Source organism: Stenotrophomonas sp. SKA14 (genome assembly GCF_000158575.1).
Classification (GTDB): Bacteria; Pseudomonadota; Gammaproteobacteria; order Xanthomonadales; family Xanthomonadaceae; genus Stenotrophomonas; species Stenotrophomonas forensis.
This window is the reverse complement of sequence record NZ_DS999412.1, coordinates 2846858-2860792: the sequence shown is the minus strand read 5'-3', so window position 1 is coordinate 2860792 and position 13935 is coordinate 2846858. Positions and strand designations below refer to the sequence as shown.

The 13935-nt window shown below is 66.3% G+C and carries 14 protein-coding genes; 10 read left to right on the top strand and 4 right to left on the bottom strand.

The window, feature by feature from the left end; translation table 11 throughout:
• Positions 1–73 precede the first annotated feature (73 nt).
• A complete protein-coding gene (locus tag SSKA14_RS12950; protein ID WP_008266582.1) occupies positions 74–352 on the top strand; it encodes a hypothetical protein in 279 nt (92 codons plus the stop codon).
• Positions 353–363: 11 nt separating this feature from the next.
• Here SSKA14_RS12950 and SSKA14_RS12945 read toward each other — a convergent pair whose 3' ends face one another.
• The 3 genes from SSKA14_RS12945 to SSKA14_RS12935 all read right to left on the bottom strand — a co-directional run bounded on the left by SSKA14_RS12945 (position 364) and on the right by SSKA14_RS12935 (position 3736).
• Positions 364–1869 (bottom strand): serine hydrolase, encoded by a 1506-nt coding sequence (locus tag SSKA14_RS12945; RefSeq protein WP_008267202.1) that lies wholly within the window; start codon positions 1867–1869, stop codon positions 364–366.
• A gap of 80 nt (positions 1870–1949) precedes the next feature.
• Positions 1950–2822 carry a methylenetetrahydrofolate reductase gene (locus tag SSKA14_RS12940; RefSeq protein WP_040009653.1) on the bottom strand — a complete coding sequence of 291 codons (873 nt, stop codon included), beginning with the start codon at positions 2820–2822 and terminating at the stop codon, positions 1950–1952.
• On the bottom strand, positions 2822–3736 hold the full coding sequence (locus tag SSKA14_RS12935) for a LysR family transcriptional regulator (protein ID WP_008265957.1): 915 nt from the start codon (positions 3734–3736) through the stop codon (positions 2822–2824). The genes SSKA14_RS12940 and SSKA14_RS12935 overlap by 1 nt, the downstream gene beginning before the upstream one ends.
• A gap of 175 nt (positions 3737–3911) precedes the next feature.
• Between SSKA14_RS12935 and msuE the strand changes: the two genes are divergently transcribed.
• The 6 genes from msuE (at position 3912) to SSKA14_RS12910 (ending at position 9149) form a co-directional block, all read left to right on the top strand.
• A complete protein-coding gene (gene msuE, locus SSKA14_RS12930; protein WP_040007703.1) occupies positions 3912–4493 on the top strand; it encodes an FMN reductase in 582 nt (193 codons plus the stop codon).
• Positions 4494–4550: 57 nt separating this feature from the next.
• Positions 4551–5528: a DUF1852 domain-containing protein gene (locus tag SSKA14_RS12925; RefSeq protein WP_040007697.1), complete on the top strand. Its 978-nt coding sequence runs from the start codon at positions 4551–4553 to the stop codon at positions 5526–5528.
• Positions 5529–5567: 39 nt separating this feature from the next.
• Complete coding sequence (locus SSKA14_RS12920) at positions 5568–6602, top strand: methionine synthase (RefSeq protein ID WP_008264597.1); 1035 nt, start codon at positions 5568–5570, stop codon at positions 6600–6602.
• 132 nt (positions 6603–6734) lie between these two features.
• Complete coding sequence (locus SSKA14_RS12915; protein WP_040007695.1) at positions 6735–7982, top strand: arsenic transporter; 1248 nt, start codon at positions 6735–6737, stop codon at positions 7980–7982.
• A 156-nt stretch (positions 7983–8138) separates the two neighbouring features.
• On the top strand, positions 8139–8261 hold the full coding sequence (locus SSKA14_RS24275) for a hypothetical protein (RefSeq protein WP_269724177.1): 123 nt from the start codon (positions 8139–8141) through the stop codon (positions 8259–8261).
• 45 nt (positions 8262–8306) lie between these two features.
• Positions 8307–9149 carry a helix-turn-helix transcriptional regulator gene (locus SSKA14_RS12910; RefSeq protein WP_008265504.1) on the top strand — a complete coding sequence of 281 codons (843 nt, stop codon included), beginning with the start codon at positions 8307–8309 and terminating at the stop codon, positions 9147–9149.
• On the opposite strand, the gene SSKA14_RS12905 is transcribed toward SSKA14_RS12910, so the two are convergent.
• Positions 9137–10138: a PHB depolymerase family esterase gene (locus tag SSKA14_RS12905; protein WP_040007693.1), complete on the bottom strand. Its 1002-nt coding sequence runs from the start codon at positions 10136–10138 to the stop codon at positions 9137–9139. The genes SSKA14_RS12910 and SSKA14_RS12905 overlap by 13 nt on opposite strands.
• A gap of 220 nt (positions 10139–10358) precedes the next feature.
• On the opposite strand from SSKA14_RS12905, the gene SSKA14_RS12900 reads away from it, so the two are divergent.
• The 3 genes from SSKA14_RS12900 to SSKA14_RS12890 are packed head-to-tail and all read left to right on the top strand — an operon-like array spanning position 10359 to position 13915.
• Positions 10359–12521 carry a TonB-dependent receptor gene (locus tag SSKA14_RS12900; protein ID WP_040007691.1) on the top strand — a complete coding sequence of 721 codons (2163 nt, stop codon included), beginning with the start codon at positions 10359–10361 and terminating at the stop codon, positions 12519–12521.
• A 33-nt stretch (positions 12522–12554) separates the two neighbouring features.
• Positions 12555–13433 carry an alpha/beta hydrolase gene (locus SSKA14_RS12895; RefSeq protein ID WP_008266149.1) on the top strand — a complete coding sequence of 293 codons (879 nt, stop codon included), beginning with the start codon at positions 12555–12557 and terminating at the stop codon, positions 13431–13433.
• Positions 13430–13915 (top strand): MaoC/PaaZ C-terminal domain-containing protein, encoded by a 486-nt coding sequence (locus SSKA14_RS12890; RefSeq protein WP_040007689.1) that lies wholly within the window; start codon positions 13430–13432, stop codon positions 13913–13915. Before SSKA14_RS12895 ends, SSKA14_RS12890 begins: the two co-directional genes overlap by 4 nt.
• The last annotated feature ends 20 nt before the right edge of the window (positions 13916–13935 follow it).

Sequence of the window (13935 nt, the reverse complement as noted above, 5' to 3'; positions counted from 1 at the left end):
CCCCTGCGGCCACATGCTGTTAACGGCCCAACCCTATGCTGGGGCTCCATTGGAAACCCGCGAGGCACGACCCATGACCAAGCTGCACACCCTGCTGCTGACCGGCGGCCTGCTCGCCCTGAGCCCGCTGGCCTTGGCCGAGACCGTGAACCTGACCAACAGCGCCGACGGTGCCAACCGCGAGGCCGGCATCACGGCGGTGAAGAAGAAACTGCAGGACGCGTGCACCGATCGCAAGGGCTCGCCCGATGCCGCCTCGTTCGAAGTGGTCTTCGAGAAGACCAGCGAGAACCCCAACGTGCCAAAACCCTACTATGTGGACGGCCGGATGAAGTGCGAACTGCCGGGCTGAAAGGCCAGGCCCTACTCCTGTTCCAGCTCCTTCAATACGGCGCGCAGGCGCGCATCAGTGGGTGCCAGCGCCGCCGCCGTGCGGTAGCTGTTGATCGCCTGCTTGCGCTGGCCATTGGCCCGGTAGGCTTCGCCCAGGCTGTCATGCACATTCGCCGATTGCGGGTGCGCGCGGGCATTCCACTGGAACACGGCCACTGATTCCGGCACGCGCTTCATCCTCAACAGGCGATAGCCCAGCGAGTTCAGCGCCTGCTCGGAGGTGTCGTACTGGCTGGCCGCAGGCCCCAGTGCCTCGTAGGCGCGTGTCATGCCCGGCACACCCGCTGACAGTGCGGCCGGCACCAGCAGGGTGCCCAGATTCTTCCGGGCCAGCGTAACCGGCATGCCGTGCAGCACGCCCATCAGTTCCTTGCCGAGACTCGCTGCGGTTTCGCCCTGCCAATAGTTGTCCAGCACGATCACCACCGACCGGTCCTGCCCGGCGCGGAGCCAGTAGGTCTGGTAGCCCGGAACGCTGCCCGTATGCGATTCCACCGGGTAGGTGCCACCTGCAGGCAAGGGCCAGTTCTCCACCTCCCAGCCGTAGCCATAGCCCGAGCGATGGTTGGTCCACATGGCCTGCCGCGAAGGCGCGCTCAGCAGCGAATCATCCTGCAGGGCCTGGTCCAGCCGCAGCAGATCGTCAACGGTGGAGTACAGGCCGGCGGCCGAGAACGAGACGCTCGGATCGATGGGCATCGGGCGCGCCAGGCTGAAGTCAGGCCGGGTCTGGTAGCCGGTCGCCAGGCGCGGAATGAGTGCGCTGGCGCGGTACAGCCCGCTGTTGGTCATGCCGGCCTTGTCCAGGATCCGGCGCTGCAGGTTGGCCTCGTAGCTGGTGCCCGTTGCCTTCTCGATGATCAGGCCGAGCAGGAAATAGCCATTGTTGTTGTAGCGCCACTCGGCCCCCGGGGCGCTCAGCAGTGTGCCGGGAATCCACGCTTTGGCGAAGTCATCGGGCGCCAGCGAGAGCCGGGCCTGCGTCTGCCACCACGGGTCTTCGTAACTGCGCGGCAGGTCGGCAATGCCGGAGGTGTGATTCAACAGCTGCGCCACCGTGACCGCAGCTGCAGGCGTGCCGGCATAGAGCGCGGGCAGGTACTCGCCCAGCGTGCCGTCCAGCCGCAATGTATTTTCCTGCACCAGCTGCATCACCAGGATGGCGGTGATCGGCTTGCTCAACGAGCCGATGCGGAAAACACCATCCTCGGCGTTCGGCACCTGCCATTCACGGTTGGCCAGTCCATGGGCGCCCCGATACAGGATGCGCCCGTGCTGGGCGACAAGCACGACGCCGTTGAAATCACGGTTCGCTGCATAGCTGTCCACCAGCTGCGCGATCTCGGCCGGGCCAGCGGCCGCCCTCGCCTGCCCGACGATGCCGGCCAGCAGCACCAGCGAACCCGCCGCTGCGGAAACCACCCTCAGCACTGACCGTTTCCATTCCATGGAGAACTGCAGGATGGCGCTGGGCATCTGCCTACCTCATGAGTCGATGCCGCAGTGTAGCGGTGCCGGGCTGCCGCGAACGCGGCCCGGCCGCCATGACTGATGGCCTATGAGTGGCTGGACGCGAGTGCGTGCCGTCGGTAGCGCTCGATCCACGTCAGCGATGCTGCGATGCCGCCAAACGGGAAGAAATGCGGACTGACCGCGCCATGGGCGTCGGTCAGCCCCTGCACGAGACGGTCGACAAATACCTCCGGCCCGGCCGTTCCCAGCAGCCGGCCGATCGAGATGCCGTAGCGCGCCAGCATCGAGGCACTGGCCCCCACGCCACACATCGCGGCGTAGCGCGCCAGCCGCGTAATGCTGGCCGGCCCTGGCACGCCCACCAGGACCGGAACGCGGATGCCGCGGGAGCGCAGGTCATCCAGCCAGGCCAGGACGATGTCGGCATCAAAGGCAAACTGGGTGATGATCAGCGGCGTCATGCGCCGTGCTTCGATGACCTGGCACTTGCGTTCAAGCACCTGCCAGCATTCGCCACTATCCATCACCGGATGGCCTTCCGGGTGCCCGCCGATGGCGACCACCTTGATGCCGGAGCGTTCGAGAATGCCGGTGTCGATGATCGCGGCACTGTCGGCGAACGGCCCGGCAGGCGCCGCCAGATCGCCGGCGATCAACAGGCATCGTTGCACCCCGGCCTCGCTCGCGGCACGCTGCATGAAACGCTCAAGCGCATCCCGCGACCCGATGCGGCGCGCCGACAGATGTGGCATCGGCTCGAAACCCAGCTGGCGCACTATGCGCGCCGCTGCCAGCCGCGCGTTGTCGTCTTCGCTTGCCAGGTAGGGAATGGAGATGATCGTGCCCGGCGCGATGCGATCTGCTTCGGCGTGCAACGCAGGCAGGGCCTTCGCGCTGACCTCCAGCGAATACCTGTTGATGAAAGCCTCTGCACGGGCAGGCGCACGTGCGGACATCATCCGCCCCCGCGCACGTTGCTGGCGATGGGCGTGCTGTTGCGGGCCAGTTCGACGAAGGCCTGCAGGTAGTCGATGGCGGTGTCCGCCTCGCGTGCACCCAGATAGATCTGCTTGGGTATGCCCTTCGCGCCCAGTCGCACCGGCACCACGTCCATGCGCGCGGCGTACTCTTCCACCAGCCAGCGCGGCATGGCGGCGACGCCGCGCCCGCTGGCCACCATCTGCATCATGATGTCGGTGGTTTCAATGGTCTTGTGGCGACGCGGCGTGATGCCGGCCGGCAGCAGGAACTGGTTGTAGATGTCCAGGCGCTCGAACGGCACCGGGTAGCTGATCAGCACTTCCTGGGCGAGCTGGCGCGGCTTTACATGGTCGACCCTGGCCAGGGCATGACCCTTGGACACCACCAGTACCTGCTCGTAGTCGAACACGGGGACGAACTTCAGGCCTGGCTTGAGCAGCGGATCGGGGGTGACCAGCAGGTCGATCTCGTAGCCGAACAGTGCGCCGATGCCGCCGAACTGGAACTTCTGCTTGACGTCCACGTCCACGTCCGGCCACGCGGCCAGGTAGGGCGAGACGATCTTCAGCAGCCACTGGTAGCAGGGGTGGCATTCCATGCCGATGCGCAGCGCGCCGCGCTCGCCCTGTGCGAACTGGCCCAATCGCTCCTCGGCCAGGTCCAGCTGCGGCAGCACGCGATTGGCCACCGCCAGCAGGTACTGCCCGGCCTGGGTCAGGCGCAGGCTGCGGCCTTCGCGCAACCAGACATCGGTGCCCAGCTGCTGCTCCAGCTTCTTCATGCTGTGGCTGAGCGCCGACTGGGTCAGGTTGAGGACGCCGGCAGCGGCGGTCAACGAGCCCTGCTGCTCGACCTGCTGCACGATGCTGAGGTGGATGCGCTCCAGCATGATGATGAATCCCGCTCATGGATTGGTGAAGTAATACCATTTTACGTCATGGAAGTGCATGGCTAGCATCGGCTCATGCCTTCGGTTGCCTGTACGCCCGGCCACCCCGCCGGCCTGCAGGACTGCGTCCGCGCAGACCGCCCGAAGCAGCCCCTCCCCAGCTGAAAGCAAACCGATGACCCGCCCCCTCCGTATCGTCGCCGTCTCCGGCGGACTGCAGCGCCCCTCCCGGGCTGCAACCCTGGCCGAGCACCTGCTGGACCTGATCGGCGAAGACGTTGCCTGCGAATCGCACCTGATCGAGCTGGGCGAGCTGGCGCCGCAGCTGGCCGGTGCGCTGTGGCGCTCACAGCTGCCCGAGGCGGTGGAGCGGCAGCTGGCCGCGGTCGAGCAGGCCGACGTACTGGTGGTGGCCACGCCGGTCTATCGCGGCTCGTACACCGGGCTGTTCAAGCACTTTTTCGACTTCATCCACCAGGACGCACTGGTCGACACCCCCATCCTGCTGGCCGCCACCGGTGGCAGTGAACGCCATGCGCTGGTGATCGACCACCAGCTGCGACCGCTCTTCAGCTTCTTCCAGGCCCGCACGCTGCCGCTGGGTGTCTATGCCACCGACCGCGATTTCGCCGATGGCCGCGTGCACAACGATGCGCTGATCCAGCGGGCGCACCTGGCGGTGCAGCGGGCGCTGCCCCTGCTTGCCCTGTCCCATCGCGCCGCGCCGGCCAACGCCGAGATCGCAGCAGCCCTTTGAATGCCGAATGCCACAGCGCTGCATTCGGATGTGACCCCGCAGCCCGGAACGCCACCCATGACGACCGACGACTTTACCTTCAGCATCACGCGCATCCCCTTCAACGAGGACTACCAGCCCGCTGATGGCACCCGCATCACCACCAATTTCGCCAACCTGGCCCGTGGCGCGTCCCGCCAGGAGAACCTGCGCAACACGATCAGCATGATCAACAACCGCTTCAACGATCTGGCGCACTGGGACAACCCCAATGCCGACCGTTACGCGGTCGAGCTGGACATCATTTCGGTGGAGATGCACATCGACGGCGGCGATGGCAGTGATCCGTTCCCGCTGATCGAAGTGCTGCGGCCAACCATCGTTGACACGCAGACCGGCACACGCACCGAAGGCATCGTCGGCAACAATTTCTCGTCCTACGTGCGCGACTACGATTTCAGCGTGGTGCTGCCGGCCAGCAACGAGGGCAAGGCCACCTTCGGTATTCCGGACGGCTTCGGCGACCTGCACGGCAAGCTGTTCAGGCACTTCCTGGCGTCGGACGCCTACCGCGCCAACTTCAGCAAGGCGCCGGTGATCTGCATCAGCGTGTCCAGCAGCAAGACCTATCACCGCACCGAGAACCACCACCCGATCCTGGGCGTGGAGTACCGCCAGGGCGAGTTCTCCCCCACCGACCAGTACTTCGACAAGATGGGGCTGCAGGTGCGCTACTTCATGCCGCCGGGCAGCGTCGCGCCGCTGGCGTTCTACTTCCGCGGCGACCTGCTGGGCGACTACTCGAACCTGGAACTGATCGGCACCATCAGCACCATGGAAGCGTTCCAGAAGATCTACCGCCCGGAGATCTACAACGCCAATTCCGTGGCCGGCAAGGTCTACCAGCCCAGCCTGAAGCACCAGGACTATTCCTCCACCCGCATCGTCTACGACCGCGAAGAGCGCAGCCAGCTGGCGGTCAAGCAGGGCCGGTTCACCGAAGAGCACTTCATCAAGCCGTACCGCGCCGTGCTTGAGCAGTGGGCTGCCCGCTGATCCAACGATTTTCCTTTTGCCTCCAGGACACAATACGCAATGTCGACGAAGAAACTGCTCCCCACCTCCACCGCCGGCAGCCTGCCCAAGCCCTCCTGGCTGGCGGAGCCCGAAAAGCTCTGGTCGCCGTGGAAGCTGCAGGACGACGCCCTGACCGAAGGCAAGCAGGACGCCCTGCGCCTGTCCCTGCAGGAACAGCAGCATGCCGGCATCGATATCGTCAGCGACGGTGAGCAGACCCGGCAGCACTTCGTGACGACGTTCATCGAGCACCTCAGCGGCGTCGATTTCGAGAAGCGCGAGACCGTGCGCATCCGCAACCGCTACGATGCCAGCGTGCCCACGGTGGTTGGCGCGGTCAGCCGCCCGAAGCCGGTGTTCGTGGAGGATGCGAAGTTCCTGCGGCGGCAGACCTCGCAACCGATCAAATGGGCCCTGCCCGGCCCGATGACCATGATCGACACGCTGTACGACGCGCACTACAAGAGCCGCGAGAAGCTGGCGTGGGAGTTCGCGAAGATCCTCAATGAGGAAGCAAGGGAGCTGGAGGCGGCCGGCGTCGACATCATCCAGTTTGATGAGCCTGCCTTCAATGTGTTCTTCGACGAAGTGAACGACTGGGGCGTGGCCGCGCTGGAACGGGCGGTTGAAGGGCTGAAGTGCGAGACCGCGGTGCACATCTGCTACGGCTACGGCATCAAGGCCAACACCGACTGGAAGCAGACGCTGGGCTCGGAGTGGCGCCAGTACGAGGAATCGTTCCCGAAACTGCAGACCTCCAGCCTGGACATCATCTCGCTGGAATGCCACAACTCGCACGTGCCGATCGACCTGATCGAACTGGTGCGCGGCAAGAAGGTGATGGTCGGCGCCATCGATGTGGCCTCCAGCACGGTGGAAACGGCCGAGGAAGTGGCCAGCACCCTGCGCAGGGCGCTGCAGTTCGTCGATGCCGACAAGCTGTACCCGAGCACCAACTGCGGCATGGCGCCGCTGGCCCGCGATGTCGCTCGAGGCAAGCTGCGCGCGCTCAGCGAAGGGGCGAGGATCGTGCGCGAGGAACTCTCGGCCTGACCCCGGCCCGGGCGTGGTCGCCCGCTGCATCGCAGTTGGCAGGGTATGATGCCGCCTCCCTCCGAACTGCGGTGAGTGCAGCGGGCGCGTTGCTGTTGGTGGCGTGCCGGCGCAGCCGAGATCCCCCGCCCGATGCCCGCTTCCTACTCACCCTTGCTGATCTGGGCGGCTGTGGCCGTGGCCACGGCCGGGCTGCTGTTCCGTCCGTTCCGCATTCCGGAATACGTGTGGGCGCTCGGGGCTGCCGCACTGCTGCCGCTGCTGGGTGCGGTATCGCTGGACATGACCTGGGCTGCGGTGGCCGAGGGCCGTGACGTCTATCTGTTCCTGGTCGGCATGATGGTGCTGGCCGAGCTTTCCCGTCGCGAGGGCCTGTTCGACTGGCTGGCGCTGTATGCGGTGCGGCATGCGGGCGGCTCAGGGCGACGCCTGTTCGACCTGGTGTTCCTGGTCGGCACGCTGGTAACCGTGTTCCTCTCCAACGATGCCACGGCCGTGGTGCTGACGCCCGCGGTCTACGCCGCCTGCCGGGCGGCGCGTGCCAACCCGCTGCCCTACCTGTTCGTCTGCGCGTTCATCGCCAATGCGGCCAGCTTCGTGCTGCCCATTTCCAATCCGGCCAATCTGGTGGTGTACGGCCAGCACATGCCGCCGCTGCTGCAGTGGCTGGCGCAGTTCGCACTGCCTTCGCTGGCCGCGATCGGCGCCACCTACCTGGTGCTGCGCTGGGTCCATCGGCGCGAGATCGCCCAGCCGCTGGTGGCGGCACCGGAGCATCGGCCGCTGACCGACGGCGGCCGGCTGAGCGCGCTGGGCGTCCTGTTCACCGGCAGCGTGCTGCTGGTGACCTCGGCACTGAACGGCCCGCTGGGCCTGGCCACGTTCTGTGCAGGGGCGCTCAGCGTCGCCCTGGTGGCGATCCGGCAGCGCCGCAGCCCGCTGCCGATGCTGCGCCACGTGTCGTGGGGCGTGCTGCCGCTGGTGGCTGGCCTGTTCGTGCTGGTGGAAGCCGTGGCACAGACCGGTGCCATCCAGAGCACGGCCCGCGCGTTGCAGGCCCTGGCACAGGCATCGCCTGGGCAGGCCAGCTGGCTGGCCGGGGGCGCCGCCGCGCTGCTGAGCAACGTGGCCAACAATCTGCCGGTGGGGTTGGCAGCCGGCTCGCTGGGCCAGATGGCCGATCTGCCGGCACAGACCCGGGCCGCGCTGCTGGTGGGCGTGGACCTGGGCCCCAACCTGTCGGTGACCGGCTCGTTGGCCACGATGCTGTGGCTGGTGGCGCTGCGCCGCGAAGGCGAGCATGTCAACGCGCTCGACTTCCTGCGCGTTGGTGCGCTGGTGATGCCGCCCGCGCTGATCGGCGCCTTGCTGCTGCTGTAGCCGTGCGCTGTGCCTTGGCCACAGCGCGCTGGACATCCCGATCGGATCTGGCTGCGTTTATCTGGCCGGATTGATGAATCACCTGGCGGAACTGTCGAATGACCCCGTTCCGGCTGCCGAATACGCTTGTCATCCTCGACCACAGAGGATGCCGACATGAGCGACACCACCGCGGCCGTCGCCGCCCCAGGTGCTGACCTGCCCATCGTCCACGTCCTGATGGGTTTCATCTGCGTCTGGCACAGGCGCGACCCGGAGCAGGCGCGTGATGGAGCCTGAACGGCACTACAGTGCCCGCCCAACGCGCGCCGGGCGGGTAACGAAGTGACGATTTCGCTTGCAGGGCAGGACGAGGTCGGTCCTGACTACCCCGATCGGATCGACCTGCCGGTGATGGTGCTTGGACTGGAACCCATTCCCGATGCCTGGGAAATGCCTTTCCATCAACACCGGAAGGCACAGGTGATGGTCGCCACGCGTGGACTGATCACACTGGAGACCCATGCTGGCCTCTGGGTGGTTCCACCGCAGGGGGCGGTTTGGATCCCGGGCGGGCTGACCCATCGGGCCAGCAGCAGCGGAAAACCGCACGGATTCGTCGTCTTCGTGGAGCCCGACGTGGTGCCGGGTTTGCCCACGCAGTGCTGCACGATGGCGATCACCCCGTTCATGCACGCCCTGCTCGAACGCGTGGCAGAGCTTCCCCAGCAGTACCCGCATGGCGGCGCACAGGCGCGGCTGATGGCGGTGCTCCTGGACGAACTCATTGCCGCGCCACCGGAATGGATCCACTTGCCGATGCCGTCCGAGCCGAGGCTGCGCCGGCTGGCCAGTGCGATGTTGGCCGCGCCCGCCGAGCGGGCAACACTGGACGTCTGGGCCGGCCGGATCGGCATGAGCGAGCGCAACATGTCCCGGTTGTTCTCCGGTGAAACCGGCCTGAGCGTCAGGCGCTGGCGCCGGCAGATGCACGTGGTGGTCGCGTTGCCGATGCTGGCCGGCGGGAAGACCGTCCAGGCCGTTGCGGATGAGCTGGGGTATGACAGCGCAGGCGCGTTCGTGACCATGTTCCGCAAGACCGTGGGTGCCCCGCCCAAGCGCTTCCTGGCGGAGCGGAGCACCCGCCTGCGCGGGCCCGGCGCTGAAGACCAGGCTCAGCGCTGGTAGTCCTTCAGGAACAACCAGGTGATCAGCGTGGCATCCGGTCCCTTGGGGTCGGTGAACGGCAAGCCCGACTGGCTGCCGCTCCACGCATGCCCCATGCCCTGCACCACATAGTGCTGGACCAGGGTACGCCCGCCGTAGGCATAGGTATCCACCGTATAGGCGCGGCCGCCCGGTACCTGCCCGTGATAGGTGCTGGTCGGCACATACTTCACCGAGTCATTGTCCTGGCCGTCATCGGCCAGATCGTTGGTCTGCAGGAACTGGCGCACGGCCTGTTGTCCGTTCACCGGGTTGACGGTGAGATCGGCGCTGCCATGGAACACCAGCACCGGCAGAGGTCGCGGCGACGGCGATCCCGAGCACTGCCAGGCCAGCCGGCCGTTGCTGTCGGGCGAGTAGATGCTGCCGGCCAGCAGTGCATAGGCGCTGCCGGAGATCGTGGTCGCCCCCTTGAACATGCCGCCGGAATGGATGGCGCCGGCGGCAAACACGTCCGAGTAGCAGGCCAGCATGATCGAGGTCATCGCACCGCCGGCGGAAATGCCGGTGACGTAGACGCGGTGCGGATCAACGCTGTAGCCCGCCTTCACCTTGTCCACGATGCCGGCCAGGATCGCCGCTTCGCCGCTGTCGCGCGCCTGGTTGATCGGCAGCTGCCAGTTCCAGCAACGCGCCGGGTTGGCGGTGACGTTCTGTCGTGGGTACACCACGATGAAGCCCTCGGTATCGGCCACATCGTTGAAGCCCGAGGCCTCGCCCATCAGGTTCGGCCCGGTCACGCAGCCGTGCAGCACCAGCAGCAGCGGAAGCGGCTGGGCGTCGTCGTAGCCGGCAGGTACCCAGACCTGGTACTCGCGGGCGCCGAACAGATTGCCGTACAGGCCGATGTCCCAATGGCCGGCCGGGCCTGCAGCGGCAGCGCTGCCCGCTGCCAGGCAGAGGCAGAGCATCAGCAGCACCCGCTTGATCGAATCGATTGTGGAGTTCATGGCCAGATCCTCATGCGTGGGTCGTGGATGAAGGCGTACCGGGGAGCGTTCCCGGCTGGGGGCGCCCCCAGTATCCGCATCCCATGGCTACTGCCGACTGGACCTAGGTCCACTCGCTGGTGGCGGATGACGCCGCTAGCCTTGGCTGCAGGGATGGCAAGGGCCATCAATACGGACATGCCTGGGGGAGGAGCGGATGACGCGGAATGGTTTGAGTCTCATGATCGGCGCATGGCTGGCCGCGGGGCCGGTACTGGCACAGGAAGCGCCGCCGGCCGGCCGGTCGGCCTCGCCGACCAACCTGGACAGCATCAAGGTCACTGCCCGCAAGCGCGAGGAGACCCTGCAGGAAGTGCCGGTGGCAGTCACCGCCTTCACTTCCGAAGCGCTGGACAGGATGAATGTCCAGGACATCAGCGACCTGGATGCGCAGGTGCCCAACCTCACCATCTACGCCGCGCGCGGCGCCAGCAGTACGGTCACCGCCTATATCCGCGGCATCGGCCAGTCCGACCCGACCTGGGGCGCCGACCCGGGCGTGGGCATCTATCTGGATGACGTCTACATCGCGCGCCCGCAGGGCGCCCTGCTGGACGTGTTCGATGTCTCGCGCATCGAGGTGCTGCGCGGCCCGCAGGGCACGCTGTACGGCAAGAACACCATCGGTGGCGCGATCAAGTACATCTCGCGCGGCCTGCCCACCCAGACCGAGGGCTTCGCCCAGATCACCGTGGGCAACTACAGCCAGCTCGATGCCAAGGCGGCCATCGGCGGCCCGATCGGCGGCGCCGACAGCGGCCTGCGTGCGCGCGTGGCGGTGGCCAGCATGAATCACGATGGCTTTGGCGAAAACACTTTCAACGGCCAACCGGTCAGCGACAAGCAGATCAACGCGGCACGCCTGAATCTCGGCGCCTATGCGGGCGACGACTTCGACGTGCAGTTCGCACTGGACTGGATCGACGACCAGTCCGGCATGCGTGGCTCGAAGATGCTGGCGCCGAACCCGTTCCTTCGCCCCTACCCGCCGATGGACAGCCGCTACGACATCCGCTCAGGCATGCGCAACCTCAACAACGTGGAGACCAAGGGCGCTTCGGCCACGGTGAACTGGCGGCCGAACGAAGACATCGCCGTGAAGTACGTGGTGGCCAAGCGGGAATCGGACAGCGAAGCCAACATCGACTTCGACACCACGCCGGTCAAGCTGGCCGACGTCAGCGGCACCTACAACGACAACCAGGTCAGCAACGAAGTGCAGCTGAACTACGATGCGGGCGGTCGCGTGCGCGGCGTGGTTGGCCTGTACCAGTTCAGCGGCGAGGCCGGCGGGCAGATCCAGAACAACTACTTCAGCGCGCAGTTCGCCGACAACCAGGGCAAGGTGCTGACCGACAGCATCGCGCTGTACGCGGACTGGACCTTCGACCTGACCAGCAGGCTCAAGCTGGACGTGGGCGCCCGCTACACCGACGAGGACAAGCGCGCGATCGTGCTCAACCGCCTCTATGCCGACCCGGGCTTCAGCCGGCCGGTGGCGGTGACCGCGGATTTCGACAAGAAGACCAACTTCAAGAATGTCTCGCCCAAGGTCTCGCTGGACTACCAGATCACCCCGGACATCATGGTCTACGGCCTGGCCACGCGCGGCTTCAAGTCCGGTGGCTACAACATCCGCGCCAACGCGGTGGCGGTGCCGCGCTCGGCCGAGCCGTTCGACGACGAGACCGTGGACAGCTATGAAGTGGGCAGCAAGATGGCCTTCCTCGACCAGCGCCTGTTCCTGAACCTGTCAGCCTTCTACAACAAGTACAAGGACATCCAGCTGTCGGTGTTCACCGGCCTGGATACCAATGGCGATGGCATCGATGATTCCTTCTTCGGCGACTTCACCAATGCCGGCGCCGGCACCGTCAAGGGCCTGGAGGTCGAATACCAGTATCTGCCCAGCCAGCACTGGCTGATTTCCGGCAACCTGGCCTGGCTGGACACGAAGTACGACGAGTATATGGACCGCGGCATCAACGTGGCCCGGCAGATGAAGTTCACCAATGCGCCGGAGTTTTCGGGTGCATTGAACGTGGAATACCGCACCGAGCTGGCCAACGGCAGCAATCTGTCGGCTCGGGTGAGCTACAGCTACCAGAGCGAAGTGTGGCCGACCACCGATCTGAGCCCGGTGATCCGCCAGGACGGTTACGGGCTGCTCAATGCCGGCGTGATCTGGCGGCTGGATGATGCCTGGACCTTCTCGCTGCAGGGTACCAACCTGACCGACAAGGAGTATCGCACCACCGGTTACAACATCCCGGCGGTCGGCACGCTGATTGGCTTCTACGGCCCGCCACGCCAATATAGCCTCAGCGTCCGTTACGATTTCTAGAGCATCCGATACGATTTCCAGGAAGCCCCGTGCATGATGCAGTCCTACGTAGATCTGTACTGGAACAGCGACGATGGCCTGCGCCTGCACGCGCGTGACCATGCACCGGATGCCGGGCAGGCGGCCCGCGGCACGGTAGTCTGCATCCCCGGCCTGACCCGCAATGGCGCCGATTTCGATGCGCTCGCCGGCATGCTCACGGCCGTGGGCTGGCGCGTGATCGCGGTCGACCTGCGTGGCCGCGCCGGATCAGAACGTGCGCATGATCCGTCCAGCTACAACCCGCGCACCTATGCAGATGACATGGTGGCACTGCTGCGCGCGCAGAACATCGACAAGGCGGTGTTCGTCGGCACCTCGCTGGGCGTCCTGGTGACCATTACCCTCGCCTCGCGCGCACCGCAGCTGATTTCCGCGGCGGTGCTGAACGATGCCGGCCCGAAAGTGCCGCGCGAGGCGCTGGCGCGGATCGGCAAGTACGCCGGCAAGCCGGTGCCGCCGATGGATCTGGAGCAGGCCACGGCCTATGTGGCGTCGATCGGCAAGGCCGCCTTCCCGCGCTTCGGCACCGATGACTGGCGGGCGATGGCGGTGCGCACCTTCCGTCCGCGCAGCGATGGGCTGCTGGAACTGGACTACGACCCGGCGGTGATCCGCACCACGCGTCCCTGGCTGTTGTGGCTGCTGCGCCCCGTGCTGTGGCGCGCGGTGCGCGGTCTGACCGCGCGGGTGCCGGTGCTGGTGGTGCGCGGTGCGCTGTCCGATATCCTGCCGGCCGATGTTGCCCGGCAGATGGCGGCGACATCGGAGCGTGCCCGCCTGGTTGAAGTGCCCGACGTCGGCCATGCCCCGATGTTGTCCGAGCCTGAAGCACGCGATGCGATCCTGGCGCTGCTGGAGCGTGTGCGATGAGCACCGGGCCTGTGGCGGAGGCGCTGCCCAGTGTACTGCAGGCCTTGCAGCGGTGGGCGGCAGTGGAACGCGTGGGCGCCGGCATGCGCATCACGCAGGCAACGATCGACGCCTTTTCCGACGCCACTGGCGACCACAACTGGATCCACGTCGATCCGCGGCGCGCGCAGGCGGAGTTGCCCGGTGGGCGCACCATCGCGCATGGCTTCCTGCTGCTCTCGCTCACCGTGCAGGACGACGTGGCGGCCCTGGCCGGGTTTCCCGGTATTGCCCATGTACTCAATTACGGCCTGAACAAGGTCCGCTTCCTGGCGCCGGTATCCAGCGGCACCGACGTACGCGTGCGCTCGCAACTGGTGTCGTTGGATGCACGCCAGGCGGGGCAGTGGTTGCTCACCCAGCGCAAGGCCGTCGAACGCGTTGACGATGGCGAGCTGGCACTGGTTGCTGAGCAGCTGTCATTGATCGTGCTTGCCCCGTAGCACCCGCCTGCCCGGCTCCC